The 17,984-nt window shown below is 66.9% G+C and carries 17 protein-coding genes; 7 read left to right on the top strand and 10 right to left on the bottom strand.

Annotated elements, in window-relative coordinates; translation table 11 throughout:
• A partial coding sequence (locus tag ACO06O_RS14570; RefSeq protein ID WP_421881100.1) for an EAL domain-containing protein occupies positions 1–803 on the top strand: 803 nt, incomplete at its 5' end.
• Between the two features lie 31 nt (positions 804–834).
• Positions 835–1,701 carry a TIGR01459 family HAD-type hydrolase gene (locus ACO06O_RS14565; protein ID WP_421881096.1) on the top strand — a complete coding sequence of 289 codons (867 nt, stop codon included), beginning with the start codon at positions 835–837 and terminating at the stop codon, positions 1,699–1,701.
• Positions 1,702–1,723: 22 nt separating this feature from the next.
• Here the strand turns inward: ACO06O_RS14565 and ACO06O_RS14560 are convergent, their stop codons facing one another.
• The 6 genes from ACO06O_RS14560 to ACO06O_RS14535 are packed head-to-tail and all read right to left on the bottom strand — an operon-like array spanning position 1,724 to position 9,763.
• The gene (locus ACO06O_RS14560) at positions 1,724–2,947 is read right to left on the bottom strand and encodes an aminotransferase class V-fold PLP-dependent enzyme (protein WP_421881094.1); all 1,224 of its coding nucleotides are present in this window, start codon (positions 2,945–2,947) and stop codon (positions 1,724–1,726) included.
• Positions 2,948–2,974: 27 nt separating this feature from the next.
• Positions 2,975–5,137 (bottom strand): hypothetical protein, encoded by a 2,163-nt coding sequence (locus ACO06O_RS14555; protein WP_421881091.1) that lies wholly within the window; start codon positions 5,135–5,137, stop codon positions 2,975–2,977.
• A gap of 3 nt (positions 5,138–5,140) precedes the next feature.
• Positions 5,141–7,876, bottom strand: coding sequence for a DUF4159 domain-containing protein (locus tag ACO06O_RS14550; protein ID WP_421881088.1), 2,736 nt, complete (start codon positions 7,874–7,876; stop codon positions 5,141–5,143).
• A 6-nt stretch (positions 7,877–7,882) separates the two neighbouring features.
• Positions 7,883–8,539, bottom strand: a complete 657-nt coding sequence (locus tag ACO06O_RS14545) for a DUF58 domain-containing protein (protein ID WP_421881130.1) — start codon at positions 8,537–8,539, stop codon at positions 7,883–7,885.
• Entirely contained in the window at positions 8,467–8,814 is a 348-nt protein-coding gene (locus tag ACO06O_RS14540; RefSeq protein ID WP_421881085.1) for a hypothetical protein, read from the bottom strand. Before ACO06O_RS14540 ends, ACO06O_RS14545 begins: the two co-directional genes overlap by 73 nt.
• The gene (locus tag ACO06O_RS14535; RefSeq protein WP_421881126.1) at positions 8,807–9,763 is read right to left on the bottom strand and encodes an AAA family ATPase; all 957 of its coding nucleotides are present in this window, start codon (positions 9,761–9,763) and stop codon (positions 8,807–8,809) included. The genes ACO06O_RS14540 and ACO06O_RS14535 overlap by 8 nt, the downstream gene beginning before the upstream one ends.
• A gap of 219 nt (positions 9,764–9,982) precedes the next feature.
• On the opposite strand from ACO06O_RS14535, the gene ACO06O_RS14530 reads away from it, so the two are divergent.
• Genes ACO06O_RS14530 through ACO06O_RS14510 form a run of 5 tightly spaced genes read left to right on the top strand, consistent with a single transcriptional unit; the run spans position 9,983 to position 13,400 of the window.
• Positions 9,983–10,549 carry a DUF1285 domain-containing protein gene (locus ACO06O_RS14530; RefSeq protein WP_421881081.1) on the top strand — a complete coding sequence of 189 codons (567 nt, stop codon included), beginning with the start codon at positions 9,983–9,985 and terminating at the stop codon, positions 10,547–10,549.
• A 27-nt stretch (positions 10,550–10,576) separates the two neighbouring features.
• Complete coding sequence (locus ACO06O_RS14525; RefSeq protein WP_421881078.1) at positions 10,577–11,209, top strand: CoA pyrophosphatase; 633 nt, start codon at positions 10,577–10,579, stop codon at positions 11,207–11,209.
• A 10-nt stretch (positions 11,210–11,219) separates the two neighbouring features.
• The gene (locus ACO06O_RS14520; RefSeq protein WP_421881075.1) at positions 11,220–11,525 is read left to right on the top strand and encodes a DUF6111 family protein; all 306 of its coding nucleotides are present in this window, start codon (positions 11,220–11,222) and stop codon (positions 11,523–11,525) included.
• Between the two features lie 10 nt (positions 11,526–11,535).
• On the top strand, positions 11,536–12,759 hold the full coding sequence (locus ACO06O_RS14515; RefSeq protein WP_421881071.1) for a CCA tRNA nucleotidyltransferase: 1,224 nt from the start codon (positions 11,536–11,538) through the stop codon (positions 12,757–12,759).
• The gene (locus ACO06O_RS14510) at positions 12,756–13,400 is read left to right on the top strand and encodes a GDSL-type esterase/lipase family protein (RefSeq protein ID WP_421881067.1); all 645 of its coding nucleotides are present in this window, start codon (positions 12,756–12,758) and stop codon (positions 13,398–13,400) included. The genes ACO06O_RS14515 and ACO06O_RS14510 overlap by 4 nt, the downstream gene beginning before the upstream one ends.
• 16 nt (positions 13,401–13,416) lie before the next feature.
• Here the strand turns inward: ACO06O_RS14510 and ACO06O_RS14505 are convergent, their stop codons facing one another.
• The 4 genes from ACO06O_RS14505 to mutS form a co-directional block, all read right to left on the bottom strand.
• Complete coding sequence (locus ACO06O_RS14505; RefSeq protein WP_421881064.1) at positions 13,417–13,956, bottom strand: hypothetical protein; 540 nt, start codon at positions 13,954–13,956, stop codon at positions 13,417–13,419.
• Between the two features lie 74 nt (positions 13,957–14,030).
• Positions 14,031–14,270 (bottom strand): hypothetical protein, encoded by a 240-nt coding sequence (locus ACO06O_RS14500; RefSeq protein WP_421881061.1) that lies wholly within the window; start codon positions 14,268–14,270, stop codon positions 14,031–14,033.
• Entirely contained in the window at positions 14,267–15,331 is a 1,065-nt protein-coding gene (locus ACO06O_RS14495) for a patatin-like phospholipase family protein (RefSeq protein ID WP_421881058.1), read from the bottom strand. The genes ACO06O_RS14500 and ACO06O_RS14495 overlap by 4 nt, the downstream gene beginning before the upstream one ends.
• On the bottom strand, positions 15,324–17,975 hold the full coding sequence (gene mutS, locus ACO06O_RS14490; RefSeq protein WP_421881055.1) for a DNA mismatch repair protein MutS: 2,652 nt from the start codon (positions 17,973–17,975) through the stop codon (positions 15,324–15,326). The genes ACO06O_RS14495 and mutS overlap by 8 nt, the downstream gene beginning before the upstream one ends.
• Positions 17,976–17,984: the final 9 nt, after the last annotated feature.

Genomic DNA, 17,984 nt, shown 5'->3' with positions numbered 1-17,984 from the left:
GCGGACGTGGCGGTGCTGTTGCGGCCCGCGCCCCGGCTGTCGGGCGCGAGGACGAGGCGCTGCTGACCACGATCCGTGAGGCCCTGCGCGCCGACAAGGTGGATCTGTACCTGCAACCCATCGTCAGCCTGCCGCAACGAAAGCGCCGGTACTACGAATGCTTCAGCCGGATCCGCGCCGCCGATGGCGAGATCATCGGACCGGACCGCTATATCGACGTGGCCCGGTCGGCGGGGCTGCTGACCGCCATCGACAACATGCTGCTGTTCCGCTGTGTGCAATTGCTGCGCAAGCTGCGGCGCAAGGATTTTTCCGCCGCCTTTTTCTGCAACATCGCACCGCATACGCTCAGCGACCGGGAGTTCTTCCGCGATTTCATCGAGTACATGGAATCCCATTCGGAACTGGCGCCGAACCTCGTCCTGGAATTCTCGCAGGCCGATATCGGCGGCGATCTGACAACGCTGGCGCCGGATTTCGAGCGGCTCGGCGGGCTGGGCTACCGGTTCTCGCTGGACGGGGTCCGCAATCTCGATCTCGATCTCGATCTGCTGGAGGAAAAGCACTTCGCCTATATCAAGATCGAGGCGAAGACGGTGTTGCAGCGGCTTCAGAAGGGCGGTGCGGAGGCGGCGGAACTGCGCGGCCTGAAACAGGAGCTCGACGGCCGCGGTATCGATTTGATCGTCGACCGGATCGAAACCGAGGCGACGCTGGTCGAACTGCTCGATTTCAACATCGATTTCGGTCAGGGCTATCTGTTCGGCGAACCGCGCCTCAGCAAGGAGCCGCCGGGCGCTTGACCGTCCGGGTGCAACGGGGCATAGCCCCGGCATGACCGATACGACACTGCCGAAACCCATCGCCGGATTGTCCGACATCGCCGACCGCTACGATCTGTTCGTGGTCGATCAATGGGGCGTGCTGCATGACGGCGCGAAACCCCATGCCGGCGCGGTCGAGGCGTTGACGCGGCTCAAGGCGACGGGGGCGCCGGTCGCGCTTTTGTCCAATTCCGGAAAGCGCGTCGCCGACAGCTATCGCCGTCTCGAGAAGCTGGGTTTCGACCGATCGCTTTACGATCTGTGCGTCACGTCTGGGGAACAGGTCCATCGCGGCCTGCGCGACCGGGCGGATCCGTTCTATGCGGCGCTGGGTCCGAAATTCGTGATGTTCGCCTGGGACCCGGATCGCGGCATCGTCGACGGTCTGGGCTATCAGGAGGTCGCGGAAGTCGACGAGGCCGATTTCATCATCTGCGCCGGCACGGACCGGCCTTCATTGGCGGAGTATGAGCCGGTTCTGCGCCGGGCGCTGGACCGGGGGCTGCCGCTGACCTGCGCCAATCCAGACCGGGTCAGCGTACAGCCGGACGGGTCGCTGAAGATCTGCCCCGGCGCCATTGCGGAACTATACGAAACCATGGGCGGAACGGTGCGGTGGCACGGCAAGCCCGGCCGCGATGCCTATGATGCGATCCGCGCGGAAACCGGCATTCGGGATGGCGCGGGACTGGGGATCGGCGATTCCCTGGCCCATGATATCGCGGGCGCGGCGGGGGCCGGCATGGACGGGCTGTTCATCACCGGCGGCATTCATCGCGCCGATCTGCCCGACCCCGCGACGCCGGGATCGGTGGCGGCGCTTGGTGCGGAGCACGGCGCTGTCCCGGCCTATTACAGCGCCGGTTTCACCTGGTAGGACGGATCAGAAAGGCGACGGGTCAGGACGATGGGCGGATCGCATTGACCGCCCGGGCCAGCCGGTCGACATCTTCCATATCGTTATAGACATAGAGCGACAGGCGCATCCACAGCGACCCTTCGAACGCCTGGATGTCGACCTCGACGTCATGGTCCGTGCGCAGGGCCAGCCGGATCGCGTTTGCCGTGTCCTGTCTGGCGCGGCCGAATGCGGCGGGCAGTTTCACCGTGGTCATGAAGCCGGTCATGTCGGGCGGCACGCCAACCGATGTCCCGATTTCCGACGCCAGATGGGCCCCGGCCTGAATGGCCAGCTCCCGGCAGTAAGCCGTCAGCCGCGCCTCGCCGTATTCCGCGCGATAGTCCAGCGCGGCGGGCACGGTCAGATAGGGGGTGAAATCCTTGGTTCCCGGCCAGTCGAAGGCGGGTGTGTAGCCTTCCGACACATGGTGACTGATCGTCGTCGGGCGCAGGAAGGGTTGTCGGTCCGGCGTGGTCCACAGGAAGGCCGCACCGCGCGGCGCGCCAATCCATTTGTGGCAATTGCCCGTGTACCAGGTCACCCCCATCGCATCAATGTCGGTGTCGACCATGCCCGGTCCATGCGCCCCGTCGACCAGGACGAGAATGCCGCGTTCGGCGCATTCCGCCGCGATTTCGGCGACCGGCAGGATGGAGGCGGTCTTCGAAGTTATATGGTCGATGACCAGCAGCCGCGTTCGGGGCGTCACGGCGTCCAGGATGGTTTGAACCACACTGTCCGCATCGATGGCGGGGTAGTCCAGATGCACCGGGATCAGCCGCGCCTCCGCCCGGTCGCAGACGAATTCCAGCGTCCGCATCACCGCGCCATAGGTCTGTGACGTCGTCAGGATGTCGTCGCCCGGAAACAGCACCAGCGAGCGCAGCACCGCATTGATCGCTGTCGTCGCATTGTCCAGGAAGACGATGTCCTCGCCCCGTGCGCCGAGATAGCGGCCCAGGCGATCGGCCGTCTGCCGCAGCAGCGGCGCCAGTTCCGTCGTCAGGAAACGCGACGGCTGGCCCTCGATCCGTTCGCGTAGTGCATGGGCCGCGCCCATCACAGGCCGCGGGCAAGCACCGAAGGCACCGTGGTTCAGATAGGTCAGCCCGCGCTCAAGCATGAAATCGGGCCGCGCGTCGGGGCCGAAAGGCTTTGTTTCGGGTCCGAACGCCTTGGCGCCTGTATCGGTCTCGGACGGGTCAGACGCGGCGTCACCCATCCATGCGGTATTCGTCTTCAACGGGACTCAGTCTCTGCGGTCGATCATAATTGCGAAAGTGTCATATTCGCACCGACCGCCGTCAAGCACCAAAAGTCCGGATTTACCGGGCTTCGCGGTACCAGGCTGAGGCAAGGAACAGCCCGCCGCCAGCATCAGCAACCAACCCGGGAGAAGCGGGGAAGTATCCAGCCCGGTGACGGTGTAATCGCCATTTCGGGTCAGGCCGATCCAGCCCGATCCGCCGGTCGGACGGCCGGGTTCGACACGGCGGATGGCCGGCGGCGGGCCGTCTGAAAGCCAGTGGATTCGCCCGCCGCTCTGCGCGACGGGTTCGCCGAGAATGGCGTCGGTGGACACCAGATCCGACTGCTCCAGGGAGTTCAGAGCCCCGGCGGCGGTGCGGATGGTCGTGTCCCCCTCGGCGATCTCGTAAAGCCCGCTTTGGGTCAGCGGCATGGTCGCGGCGAACAGCCCGTCCGACAGCGGCTCCAGCGGCACGGCGCGGCGTTCCCCGTCGGGCAGGACGATGTCGGCCACCGGCGGTTCCGGCCGGTCTTCCAGGGTGCGCAGGCGGATATCCAGCCGGTCGCCATCGGCGACGGCTTTGAGATCCTCCTCCTCCAGTTCCGGCTCTTTCATAAGCCAATGGGCCAAACGTCGCAGCAGTTCCGCATGCGGACCGCCGCCTTCATAGCCGCGCGCCCACAACCAGATGTGATCGCTGCTGACCTGCGCGACGCGGCCTTCGCCGACACGGTCCAGGGTCAGCAAGGGCTGCCCGTCCAGACCGGACAGGATCGCGTCGCCGGAACGCGGGGCGACGTCGATCTGACGCAGCCAGCGGCCCCAACTGGCGGTGGTGGTGGCCGCGCTGCGGTCGGGCCCGCCGGGCAGGCCCGCTGTGACCGGATGCCGCAGCCCGCGCTCGGTCACCGTCGGCTGGAAGGGCCGTTCGGAAATCGTACCCAGCGGCTCCAGCGGCAGCACGTCGCCCAGGGGCGTGCGGTACAGGCTGAACGGGCTGGCGAAACCGGGTCCGGCGGCATCCAAAAGCGCCCCGCCAGCCTGAACATAGTCGACGATATTGCCCAGATAGAGCGACGGCAGAACGCCCCGGCGTCGGTAGCTGTCGAAAACGATCAGGTCGAAATCGTTCAGCTTGACCTCGAACAGCTCCCGCGTCGGGAAGGCGATCAGCGACAATTCGTCGATTGGCGTGCCGTCCTGCTTCTCCGGCGGCCGCAGGATGGTGAAATGCACCAGATCCACCGACGGGTCGGATTTCAAAAGATTGCGCCAGGTACGCTCGCCCGGATGTGGCTGGCCGCTGACCAAAAGGACGCGCAACCGGTCGCGCACGCCGTTAATCGACAGGACGGTCCGGTTGTTGGCGGTCGACAACTCGCCCGGCAGTTCCGGGACGCTCATCTCGACGATCGACGGGCCGCGATGGGTCAGGGTCAGCGAGACGGTGACGTCCTCGTTATAGGGGATCCGCTCGATCCGTTGCGGCGACCCGTCCACGGACAGGCTGGGGCGGACCGTGTCCCCCGGCGCGGCGGTCGGGTCGTCGACCCGGATGATCGCCTCAATCTGTTCGTCGACCACGCCGAAGCTGGGCGCTTCGACGACGACCAGGCGCCGATCCGGCGTGCCGCGGTTCCCGGCGATCAAGGCGTGGAACGGGCCGGGCGGCAGGTCTGACAGGCTGTCGGCATCGTGAATCTGCCCGTCCGTGATCAGGATCGCCCCGGCATAGCGCCGCGCCGGAACATCGGCCAGCGCTTCGCGGGCAAGGGCGGTGACCAGCGTCCCCTTCGCGCCGTCGGCAATGCTGTCATGGCTCAGTACGATGCGCCGCACCTCCAGATCGCCGTCATGGCGCGCCAGCACCTGTTCCATCGCGTCGGCCGCGGCCCGGGTTTGATCGATCCGGCCGACAGCGGCCTGGGACGGCGTTTCGTCGACAATCAGCAGCGCCACATCCGCATTCGGCCGCCGCCGCTCCTCCAGGATCGACGGGTTGGCGAGGCCCAGCAGCAACAGGGCCGCCAATGCGGCGCGAAAGGCGCTGCCCGGTATGCCGCGCAGGATCAGGAAGCCGAAGGCGAGCGCCGCAATTCCGGCGAAGGCGGCCAGCAGCCACAGCGGCAGATAGGGGGCGAAGTCGATCGCATAGCCGCTCATCGTCTATTGCCCCAGCCGTTCGAGGATGGAGGGGACATGGACCTGGTCGGCCTTGTAGTTGCCGGTCAGCGTATACATGACCAGGTTGACGCCGAAGCGATAGGCCATTTCACGCTGACGCCCGTCATCCCCGATCGGAAACATCGGGCGGCCCAAATCGTCGATGGCCCAGGCCGCCGCCCAATCGGCATCACCGACCACGACCGGCGAGACGCCGTCATTGCTGATCGACGCACCGGTTTCGACCCAGACGGTGCCGCCGTCCCAACGGCCGGGGAAATCCTGCATCAGGTAGAAGCTGCGGGTCAGGACATGTTCCGGCGGGACCGTGGCCAGGGGCGGGACGTTCAACTGTTCCGCAATACGGCGCAAACCGCCCGACGCGGCCAGAACCCGGCTGCCGGCCAGATGCCCGTCGCGGGTATCGAACAGGATCAGCCCGCCGCTGGCCATGAACCGGTTCAACCGGTCGGCGGCCGGGGCGCTCATCGCGCCGGCATCGTCCAGGACCGGCCAGTAAAGCAAGGGATAGAAGGCCAGTTCGTCGCTGTCGAGGTCGACGCCGACCGGGTCCCCGGCCTCGATCGCCGTGCGCTGACGCAGGACGTCGCTCAACCCGCGCAGCCCGGCTTCGCTGACGGTGTCGATCTGTGGGTCGCCGGTCAGGACATAGGCCAGGACGGTGTCGCGGGCGCCGGGCGGAATGTCTCCATCCGCGGATTGTGCCGCCGCCGGACCGGGCGAGGTCGCAAGCAACAGGAACAACGCCGCCGCGCCCAAGGTACCGCCCGCCGCACTGCGCATCCCCGTCAGCGAATAGCCGCGCAGGATGACGGTCACGATTGTGTCGAGGATCAACAGCGCCAAAGCGGCCAGCAGCAGATAGGGCGCCAGGGGTTGCTCTTCCTGCTTCTCGAATCCGGCCGTCACGCTGCCGCCGGGGACACCCTGCAACGGCGTCAGCGCCGGAACGCGGTCACCCAGATTGACCGCGACCCGGACCTTCTGCGTGCCATAGAAACCGGGCGGCGTGGACGGGGAAATGGTCAGGCTGTCCAAGTTGTCGACATCGATGGGCCGGGCGGAATTCTGCGGTTCGCCCAGGCGTCCGAACCCGTCCAGCGTCCGATAGGGGGCGGCTGTGCCCTGGTCGCCCGCGGCGTCCCGGACCCCGCGTCCCATACTGCTCAACCGGCCCAGCATGTCGACGAAAAGCCCGGACAGGGCCAGATCGGACCATTCGGTGTTCGCGGTCGTATGGATCAGCACCAGCCAGCCGTCGCCGCGCCGGTCGGCCGTAACCAAAGGCGTGTCGTCGGCGAGCCTCATCCAGGTCTTGCGGTCCAGCTCCAGCGACGGTTCCGCCAGGACCTGACGCGTGATCGCGATATCCGTGGGGATGGTCATGCCGGCGAAGGGGCCATTCTCGGCGACGCGGCCGATGCGCGCGGGCTCCGTCCACAACATCGCGCCGGACAATTGCCGCCCGCCGCTGCGCAAGGCGACCGGCACCAGCGGGTCGTCGACGGCGCCCGCCAGGCGCGGACCGGCGAAGCGGATCAGCATGCCGCCCGCCGCGATCCAGTCTTTCAGCCGGTCGTAATCGGTGCTTTCCAGCACCGTCTCGTCCGGCAGCAGCAGGACGGATTGCTGTTGGCGCAACAGGATTTCGGCCGGCCCCCGGTCGACCCGGCCCAGCGGCTTCAAAGCCCGGTCCAGGAAGTAGATTTCCGACAGCAGCGGCAGCGCTTCGCGGTTGCCGATATCGGCGACGATCCCGATCGGGCGGCGGCTCCACCGTTCATCCAGCAAGGCGGCCGCGCCCGCGCCCTGACGGTTCTCCAGCACCAGCCGGGCCAGATCGTTGCGCAGTTCCGTCGGCAGATCCAGGGCGACGGAAACTTCGGTCTCTCCGACTGCCAGGGTCGCATCCTGGCGCAGCAGCGGGCGTCCGTCCTCGCTGAAGCCGACAAGGGCGACCTGGATGGAAGCCGCCGCATCCGGCCGGCGCAGGGTGGCGCTCAGCATGGTTTCCCCGCGCGCGGGCGGGTCGATCAGCATCGGCCCCAGGGACAGGTCCGGCACCAGGACCGTCGGCGATCCGATCTCCGCCAGGGCCGCCGCGAAATCGTCACCGCCCTCCGTGCGCAGCCCGTCGGACAGCCAGAACACGTCGCCCGCGGCGCCCTCGCGGGCGATCCGGTTCGCCGCTGCCGTCATCGCGGCGCGGTCGACGGGCCAGGGTTTCGGCACCAGGGCCGCGACAATGCGCTGGGCCGCTTCGGCGGTCAGCAATTGTCCGGCTTCCAGCGGGCCGCCATCGGCGGGCGGCGCGCCCAGGATCAGGAAGACCGGCCGGTCGGACCGTTCCGCGGTATCCAGAAGGGCCGATGCACGGGTCAACCGGGCGTCCCAGGCCGGGCTGGCCGACCAGCCGTCATCGATCGCCAGGACGACAGGTCCGGTGCCGGTCAGGGACCAATCCGGATTCAGAACCGGCCGCGCCGCCGTGACGACCACGAAGGCGGCAATCGCCAGGCGCAGGACCGTCAGCCACCACGGCGCCGCTTTCGGTGTCGTTTCCTCCCCCTTCAACCCGAACAGCAGACGGATGGCAGGGAAGGGAATTCGGCGCGGTGCGGGCGGCATCAGGCGCAACAGCCACCACAACAGCGGCAGGGCCAGCAGCCCCAGCAGCAGCCAGGGCGCGGTGAAGGCGAGGGGGCCGACGCTCAGCATCGCCGATCAGCCCCCCTGCCGGGCCAGGGCGACATAGATCGCCATTAGTGCCTGTTCCGCGGACTTGTCCGTGCGATGTACCAGCAGGTCCCAGCCCGCCGCGCGCGCCGCATGGCGCAAGGCCTCGCGATGGGTGGTCAGCCTGTTTCGGTAATCGGGCCGCAGGGTTTCGACCCGTTCCGCCATGAATTCGCCCTCGGCCTCCAACCCCAGGAACCGGGCGCGGCCGCTGAAGGGCAGGGTCTCCTCCGCCGGGTCCAGGACCTGCACGGCCAGTCCGCCGACGAATTGCTGCGAGAACTCGGCGAAGCGCTTCTCCCACACCTCGACCGGCGCCAGGAAATCGCTGAACAGGACGCCCTGGCTGTGTTTCGGCAGATCGACGGAGGCGGGAAAGGCCGCATCGTGATCGCCCAGTGTCAGGTACCGCTCGGCCAGGCGCTTCAATCCGGTCCGGCCGCCGCTGGCCCGCCGGTCGTGGCCCAGAAGGCCGATCCGTTCCCCGCCCCTCAGCAGGGCCGCGGCCGTCGCCAGCAGCAACAGCGCCGCGCGGTCCGACTTGGTCGGGCGCGATTTCCGGGAGCGATAATTCATCGAAGGACTGCGGTCCGACCACATCCAGACGCTCTGCGACGCTTCCCATTCGGTCTCGCGGACGAACAGGTCGTCGGATCGCGCCGACCGCCGCCAGTCGACCGCATGGGCCGTGTCATGGGGCCGTGCAGCCGGTACTGCCAGAAAGTTTCCCCGGTGCCGATCCGCCGCCGGCCATGGACGCCCTGGGCCACCGTCGCGGCAACCCGCTCCGCCGCGATCAGCAACGGCGGCAGGCCTTCGCCGAGCGCTTCCGCCCGGGCGACCCTGGCCGGCGCATCCCCGGACGGCGCCTGGCTGGACGACTGTATCGGCGGCGGGTTGGGGCTCATCGGGTCAGACACTGGCCTCCACAAGGGCATCGATCGTGCTGTCGATATCGTGGCCTTCCGCGCGGGCGGCGAAGCTCAACGCCATGCGGTGGCGCAGGACGGGTTTCGCCAAGGCGGAGACGTCGTCGCCGGACGGCGCCAATCGGCCCTGCAGCAGCGCGCGGGCGCGGCAGGCCAGCATAAGCGCCTGGCTGGCGCGCGGCCCCGGCCCCCAGGACACGCGGTCCCGCACGATCTCCAATTCCGTCGATTCCGGACGGCCGTTGCGGACCAGGCGCAGAATCGCATCGACCACGCCTTCGCCCACCGGAATGCGCCGGGTCAGGGTCTGCGCGTGCCGCAACTCGTCGGCGGTCAGCTTCTCGGTCACGCTGGCCAAGGTGACACCGGTCGTCTTCAGGACGATTTCGCGTTCCGAGGACAGGTCGGGATAATGGATGTCGATCTGGCACAGGAAACGGTCCAACTGCGCTTCGGGCAGGGGATAGGTGCCTTCCTGTTCGATCGGGTTCTGCGTCGCCAGGACATGGAAGGGTGTGGGCAGCGCATGCGGATGGCCCGCCACGGTGACGGTGTTTTCCTGCATCGCCTGCAGCAGTGCGGATTGGGTGCGCGGGCTGGCGCGGTTGATCTCGTCGCCCATCAGCAATTGCGTGAAGACCGGCCCCGGCACGAAGCGGAAGCCGCGTTTCCCGGTATCGTCTACTTCCAGAACCTCGGAGCCCAGGATATCGGCCGGCATCAGGTCGGGTGTGAACTGTACACGCCGGGATTCCAGGCCCAGAACCTTGCTGAGGGTTTCGACCAACAAGGTCTTGCCCAGTCCCGGCACGCCGACCAGCAGCCCGTGCCCGCCGGCCAGCAGGGTCGTCAGCACCTCGTCCACGACCCGGTCTTGACCATAGAATACCTGGCGAATCTGGCCGCGCACGGCACCCAGCTTTTCGCCGACCTGCTCCATCTCGGCGGCGAGGTCCTGCGCGCTGGCTTCGATCGACGCCTGCTTTGCCGCCGCTGTCTTACGCTCTAACTCTTGCGTCACGGTCGACCTCTCCCTTGATGTAAGCCGCCGTCGGGGCGACGTTGACAGATAAAGCCGCGCATCGGACCGTAGCCTTAAATCCGCACGCGGCCCAGTAGGCATAGCAGAACTATCTGTTAAAAGGATGATGGCTGGTCGATGTCGAAACAAGCCCCGGCACGCAAAAGTCTCAAGGAGTTGATGAAGTCCGGGGAAGGCCTGTCCGGATTTCCCTGGCCGGACCGGTATGTCGACTTCGATATCGCGATCCGGCGCGACGGCACCTGGACCTATCGCGGCGATCCGATCCGCCGGCAGAAGCTGTGCCAGTTGTTCGCGACGGTCCTGCAGCGCGACGAAGAGGGCGCCTTCTGGCTGGTGACCCCGGCGGAAAAGGGTCGGATCGATGTCGAGGACGCGCCCTTCGTTGCCGTCGAAATGGTCGAGGAGACCGATGATGCCGGACGGCCGGTCCTGAACTTTCGCACCAATCTGGATTACTGGGTCGCGGCGGGCGCCGATCATCCGATCCGCGTTTCGGTCGATGCGGAAACCGGGGAACCATCGCCCTATATTGAAATACGCGACGGGCTGGAGGCGCTGATCGCCAGGCCGGTCTTTTACGATCTGGTCGAACGGGCCGAGTCGGTCGACGATGGTCAGGCGACGGAACTGGTGGTGTCCAGCGCCGGCGCGCGGTTCTCGTTGGGCCGCATACCGCTTTGACAGCTTGAACGAAGAGGACCCTGTGGAATGGATTTGGATCGCATCGCGCAATGCCTGATCGACGCGGCGCAGCCGGTCGCGGATCGGGGCGATGCGGATTTGAACCCGGATATGGTGCCGCTGCGCGACACGTTGATCCCGGCATCGGTGCTGGTCCCGCTTGTCCCGCGGCCGGAGGGACTGTCGGTGATCCTGACCAAGCGGACCTCCCACATGAAGGATCACGCGGGTCAGATCGCCTTTCCGGGCGGACGGCGCGATCCCGGCGACAGGGACGAGATCGAAACCGCCTTGCGCGAGACCGAGGAAGAGATCGCCGTGCCACGGGACAAGGTCCGCGTGCTGGGCCGCCTCGCCTCCTATGTGACGCGGACGGGCTATCACGTCACGCCGGTGGTCGGCGCGTTGCTGCCGCCGATCGACCCGAGGCCGGAACCGTTCGAGGTCGACGAGATTTTCGAGGTGCCGTTGGCCTTCCTGCTGAATCGCGCAAACCATCAGCGGCATTCCCGGATGGTGTCGGGCACCTCACGCAGTTTTTATGCGATGCCGTTCGGCGACTATTACATCTGGGGCGCGACGGCGGGCATGATCGTCAGCCTGGTCGATATTCTGGATTGCGCGGCCGACCCGGAACCAAGCCGGGCGCAGTCCATTTAAAGGAGATCCGATGCTGCGGTCGATTTTGACAATCCTGGTTCCGTTCCTGATCCCTTTCGTCTGCTATTACGTCTGGGCCTGGTTCCAGTCGCGCAAAAAGGATCGCGAGGATCAGGGGCTGCCGCTGACCGCCTGGCAATCCTTCCCCTGGGCGAACCTGATCATTTCTGGCAGCGTCCTGGCGATCGGCGCACTGGTCTTCCTGTTCCTTCAGGCCGAACCGCCGCAGGAAGGCCGCTGGGTTCCGGCGAAGATCGTCGATGGCGAAATCGTACCCGGCTATATGGAGCCGATTCCGCCCACCGACCCGGATTGACGGCCGCGCCATGACCGGTAAAGACGCGGCGCGCGCCCTGCTGCAGGCCCAGCCCTGGTTCTCGGAGCCGGAAGTGCGGCGTCTTCTGGACGCTCTGGCGGATGCGTCCATCGACGCCCGCTTCGTCGGCGGATGTGTCCGGGACGCGCTGTTGGGCCGGACGGCAACCGATCTGGACCTGGCGGTCGATGCGCCGCCCGACGCGGTGACGGACGCGCTGACCGGTCATGATATCAAGGCTGTGCCGACCGGCATCGATCATGGAACCGTGACCGCCGTCCTGGACGGCCGGACCGTCGAGGTCACCAGCCTGCGGCGCGACGTCGAAACCGACGGACGGCGGGCGGTCGTCCAGTATACCAAAGATTGGCGCGAGGATTCCCTGCGGCGGGATTTCACCGTGAACGCGCTGTATGCCGACCGCGACGGAAATCTGACCGATTTCCATGGCGGGATGGATGATCTGACGGCCGGTCGCTTGCGCTTCATCGGCGACCCTGACGAACGGATTCGTGAGGATTACCTGCGCATCCTGCGTTTCTTCCGCTTCCACGCGCAGTTGGGTCTCCAGACCCTCGACGCGCCGGGTCTCGAGGCCTGCGCGCGGTTGACGGAGCGGCTGCGCGACCTGTCCGCGGAAAGGGTCGCGAAGGAAATGCTGCGCTTGCTGGAAGCGCCGGCCCTCGCCCCCTTCCTGGCCGCGATGATCGATGGCGGGTTCCTGGATTATTGGCTGCCGGAGGCCGGGGCCGTCGATATCGTGCAGCGGCTGTGCGACCTGGATCCGACGCCGGATTCTCTGCTGCGCCTGGCGGCGCTCTGCCCGGCGGGTCCGGACGGGATGGATGCCATCGCGGCGCGCCTGAAACTGTCCGGCCGCGACCGGGACCGGCTGACGGCACTCGCCGCGCCGCCCCCGCCGCCCGCCGATCCGGGCGCGGCGCGCGCCATCGTCTACCGGCTGGGCGCGGCGCTGGCCCGGGATCAGGCACTGCTGGCCCTGGCCCGGGGCAGCGCGGAAGATTGGACGGTATTGCGGCAGGTGGCGGAGGGGTGGACGCCACCCGATTTCCCGCTGTCCGGCCGGGATGCCCTGGCGGCGGGCATGTCGCCTGGGCCTGCAGTCGGCGAGATTCTGCGCCGGATCGAGGAAGACTGGATCGCCGGCGATTTCGAACTGGACCGGGACGGCCTGCTGCGCCGTCTGACGACGATGGGAGCACTGGATACATGACGACAACGCGCATCTGCTTCGTGGGGGACAGCGTGACGGTCGGGACCGGCGACGCCGCCTGCCGGGGCTGGCCGTCCTATCTCAGCGCCGAGGAGACGATCCGGCGCGGCCACGATATCAGTTGCTACAATCTGGGCATCCGGGCCGAAACCTCGCTGGATATCGCGAAACGCTGGCGGGCGGAGACGGCGCCGCGCCTGCCGGACCATGTTTCAGGGCGGCTGGTCTTCATGTTCGGCCTGAACGATTGCGCCGATTTCAACGGGACGGGCGTCCGCGTGCCGCAGGACGGGTCCGTCGCGGCGGCGGCGACCATGCTGGCGGAAGCCGCGTCCTGGAAGCCGACGATCTGGGTCGGCATGACGCCGGTGCGGCGCATTCCGCCCAGCATCCAGCCGGGACCGGGCGTCCATTACACCTTCGACCGGACACGCACGGCGGCGCTGAACCGGGCCTACAAGCGCATGGCGGGGGAATTAGGGATCCCCTATATCGATCTGCACGAGGTTCTGGCGGAGGATCCGGGCTGGGATGCCTGTATGGAAAGCGGCGACGGCGTCCATCCCGACGAGGCGGGCCATCAACGCGTCGCGCGGATCGTCGCCGACGCGTCGGCTTGGCGCGCCTGGTTCAAGGATTAGCGGCGGGTATCTTCGATCACTCGGAATGTTTGACCAGGCGGCCGCGAACCTGCCGTTCCGACGTGCCGTCGGTGATCCGCTGATAGGTCAGGGTCATGCCCTGGCCGGAGACTTCGCGGGTATATTTCTGGACCTGCCAAGTGCCGTCTTCGCGGATGCGCAGCATATAGGTGAACAGGGAATCGCCTTCGACGCGGCTCCACCAGACCGGTTCCGATTTCAGCGGGTCGCCGGATTCCGCCGTGCGGTAGACGCCGGGCTGTCCGGTCGCGTTGAAAACCAGGGTCGCGCTGCTTTTCTTGATGTCGGGATTGTCCGGGTCGCCGGATTCCCGCGTGATCGTGGTCCAGTTCAGACGGAAGGACGTCTCGCTGACCTTTTCGATCACCACATCCATGTCGCGCACGGTGACGGCGAAATAGATGCTGTCTTCCGTTTCCGAGATGCCGGAGCCTTTCCAGTGACCCAGGAAGGCGGCGAAATCCTGCGCCATCGCAGTCGGTCCGGAGGCGAGGGCCAGAACCAGCGTGGCGGCGGCCAGAATCGGTCGTAACATCTTTGCTTCCCCTATTCGGCGTCTTGTAGCGGCGTTGTGTGGCGGCGCAGTGTAACCCTGCCCGCGCGGACCCGTCACCCCAGTAGTGTCGACAGATAATCCGCCGCGATCAGGAAGACCACCAGTACCGCGGCGATCACGGCCATGGTCTTCACCGACAATTCCCGCCAGGCCGGAATCACGCGGCGGCGCGCCATTTCCTTGCGGTAGTCGGCATAGCCCTGCCACGCCGCCTTGGCGACGGGATGCATCTCCTCGTCTTCGTCCTTCTGCTGGGCGAATTCCCGGCGGCGTTTCAGATAGCGGTCGATCATTCCGTGTCTTCGGTCTCGTCGGTTTCGAAGGGGCTGTCCCTTCCGGCCCCTTGGAACAGGGCGCGCAAATCCACCGTGGCGCGTTTCCCGACGAAAGGCAAATCGCGTTCTGTCCAGATACGGGCCGCGTCCCGGCCGATATCGCGCAGATGCTGCAGGAAACGCCATTCGGTGTTCAGCTTCGACGACGCGCCCAGTTCCTGCAGCCGCGCATCACCGACGATATGGACCCGCACCTGGTTATAGCGCGCCGGGTCCAGCCGCCCTTCCTCCAGCATGCGCCCGACGAAGTCGATGGCGCGGAACTCGCGCAGCAGGCTGGCGTTGAAGGTGATCTCGTTGACCCGGTCCAGAATCTCCCGGGCGCTTCGCGGCACGCCCTTTCGCTCGATCGGGTTGATCTGGACGATCACCACGTCATTCGTGGCGCAGGCGTTGAAGAACGGGAACAGGACCGGATTGCCCATATAGCCGCCGTCCCAATAGGGCGCGCCGTCGATCTCCACCGCCTGGAACAGGAAGGGCAGACAGGCGGAGGCCAGGACGACATCGGCGTCGATCCGCGCCCCGGTGAAGACCTTCACGCGGCCGGTTTCGACATTCGTCGCCGACAGGAACAATTGCATCTCGCTGCAGCGCCGGACGCGGTCGAAATCGACATGCTCCTCCAGCAGCGGGCGCAGCGGATTGATGTTCAGCGGATTGACGTCATAGGGAGACGCGATCCGTCCCAGCAGATCCATCATCAGATAGCCGGGCGAATTCTCCAGGCTCCATTGGCCCATGAAGACGTCGATCAAGGTGCGCTGAATCGGCGACCAGCGCCCGACATCGGCAACCCCTTCCCAGAAAGCCGCCAAGGCCTGCCGCGCGCCGTCCGCGCCCCCCGCTTCATAGCCGGAGGCCAGCACCACCGCATTCATCGCCCCGGCCGACGTGCCGCTGATCGCGTCGATGCGGATCAGCCCCTGTTCCAGCAGGTAATCCAGCACCCCCCAGGTAAACGCCCCATGCGCGCCGCCGCCTTGCAGGGCGAGGTTGACCGGTTTGGCATCAGCCATTCGGCAGCAGCCCCCGCAGTCGATAGAGCGTATCGAGTGCCTCGCGCGGAGTCAGGTCGTCTGGATTGACCTCGGACAGGGCCTTCTCGACCGCGCTCGGGCCCTGCTTCGCGGCGGGCTCGGCCGGGCGGCTGGCGACGCGGAACAGGGGCAGGTCGTCGACCAGACGGGTGACGGCGCCGGATTGCTCGCCTTTTTCCAGGGCTTGAAGGACCTCCTCCGCCCGGGTCACGACGGCGGGCGGCAGGCCGGCCAGTTTTGCGACATGGATGCCGTAGGACCGGTCGGCGGCACCGGAAGCGACCTCGTGCAGAAAGACGACCTGGCCCTCCCATTCCTTGACCCGCATGCAGTGCGGGCTGAGCGCGGGCAGCCGTTCGGCCAGCGCCGTCAGCTCGTGGTAATGGGTGGCGAACAGGGCGCGGGATTTGGCGGCCTCGTGCAGATGTTCGACGCAGGCCCAGGCGATGGACAAGCCGTCGAAGGTCGCGGTGCCGCGCCCGATCTCGTCCAGGATGACCAGCGACCGGTCGGTCGCCTGATTGAGGATCGTCGCGGTCTCGACCATCTCCACCATGAAGGTGGACCGGCCGCGCGCCAGATCGTCCGCCGCCCCGACCCGGCTGAACAGGCGGTCGACCGCGCCGATATGGGCCTTGCGCGCCGGAACGAACAGGCCGGCCTGGGCCAGGATCGCGATCAGGGCGTTTTGACGCAGGAAGGTCGATTTACCGGCCATGTTCGGCCCGGTGACGAGCCACAGCCGGTTGTCGCGGCCCAGATCGCAGTCATTGGCGACGAAGCTTTGCCCGTCGGCCTGGGCGGTCAGGGCCGCTTCGACCACCGGGTGACGCCCGCCTTCGATCTCGAAGGCCAGGGAGGCGTCGACCAGGGGGCGGCGGTAGTCGCGCGCATCGGCCAGATCGGCGGCGGCGGCATAGAGGTCCAGCGCCGCCAGGGCCCGCGCCGCCAACCCGATCTCTCGCGCCCTTTGCCGTGCCTCTTCGACCAGATCGTCGAAGATTTCCAATTCGATCGCCTGGGCCCGGTCGCCGGCTTCGGAGATCTTGCGCGCCAGCTCATTCAATTCGACCGTCGTATAGCGGACCGCATTCGCCATGGTCTGGCGGTGGATGAAGGGCTCGCCAATCTTTTCCATATTCTTGGCGGTGACCTCGACGAACCAGCCCAGCACGTTGTTGTATTTGACCTTCAGCCCGTCGACACCTGTATCCTGCCGGTAGCGCGCCTCCAGATCGGCGATCAGGCGGCGGCCTTCCTCGCGCAGGGTCACCTGTTCGTCCAGTTCCGGCGCATAACCGGACGCGACGAACCCGCCGTCGCGGGCGATGGGGGGCACGTCTTCCTTCAGGGCGCGGGTATAGCGTTCGACCAGGATGTCGTGATTGCCCAGATCCTCCACGGCGCGGGCGATTTCCAGGGCCGGATCGTCGGACGCCAGGATCGACTTCAATTCGGCGGTCATTGCCAGCCCGGTGCGCAGGGCGACCAGATCGCGCGGCCCGCCGCGGCCGATGGTCAGGCGGCCCAGCGCGCGTTCCAGATCCGGCGCGCTTTTCAGGATTTCGCGCAGATCGCCGCGCAGGTCGGCCCGGTCCAGGAACCAGGCGACCGCGTCATGCCGGTCGCCGATGGCAATGGGGTCGGTCAGCGGCGCGGACAGGCGCCCGGCCAGCAGGCGCGCGCCGGGACCGGTCACCGTGCGATCGACGGCGGACAGCAGGCTGCCGGTCCGCTCTCCGGTCAGGGTGCGGGTGATCTCCAGATTGCGGCGGGTTGCCGGATCGATCTCCATCAGCGCGCCGACGGACAGGCGCTGGGGCGGTTCCAGGCGCGGCAGCTTGCCGACCTGTGTCAGATCCAGATATTCGACCAGCGCGCCCAGGGCGGCCAGTTCCGCCCGGTCGAAATCCCCGAACGCGTCCAGGGCCGCGACACCGAACGCGTCTTTCAGCCGCCGCTCGGCATTGGCCGAATCGAACCGGCTGTCGGGCAGGGGCGTCAGGCGGTCCTGCCATTCCCGGAATAGCTCATAGAAACGGCTGTCCTCCGCGACCAGTTTCTGTCCCAGGACCAGTTCGCCTGGCGCGATGCGCGACAGGGCGGAGGCGAGGCCCGCCGCCGTCACCGGCTGGCACAGCAACTGCCCGGTCGACATGTCGCACCACGCGATGGCATAGCCGTCGGCGCCGGTGCGGGCCAGGGCGGCCAGATAGTTATGCGACCGCGCGTCCAGAAGGGTGTCTTCGGTCAGGGTGCCCGGGGTGACGACGCGAACGATCTCACGCCGGACAACGGATTTCGATCCGCGCTTCTTCGCTTCCGCCGGGTCTTCGGTCTGTTCGCAGACGGCGACGCGGTGGCCCTTGCGGATCAGGCGGGACAGATAGGTTTCGGCGGCGTGAACCGGCACGCCGCACATCGGAATCTCTTCGCCCAGATGCTGCCCGCGCTTGGTCAGCGCGATGTCGAGCGACGCCGCCGCCTGTTTGGCGTCGTCGAAAAACAATTCGTAGAAATCGCCCATCCGATAGAACAGGAGGCAATTCGGATGCGCCTCCTTGATGCTCAGATACTGAGCCATCATCGGCGTCACTTGGGCGTTGTCGGTCCCGCTGGTCATGGCGCCGAG

This window comes from Pacificispira sp. (genome assembly GCF_965228185.1).
Classification (GTDB): domain Bacteria; phylum Pseudomonadota; class Alphaproteobacteria; order UBA8366; family Aestuariispiraceae; genus Pacificispira.
Note: the sequence above shows the minus strand (reverse complement) of the source record. Positions and strands in the feature narration are given on the sequence as shown.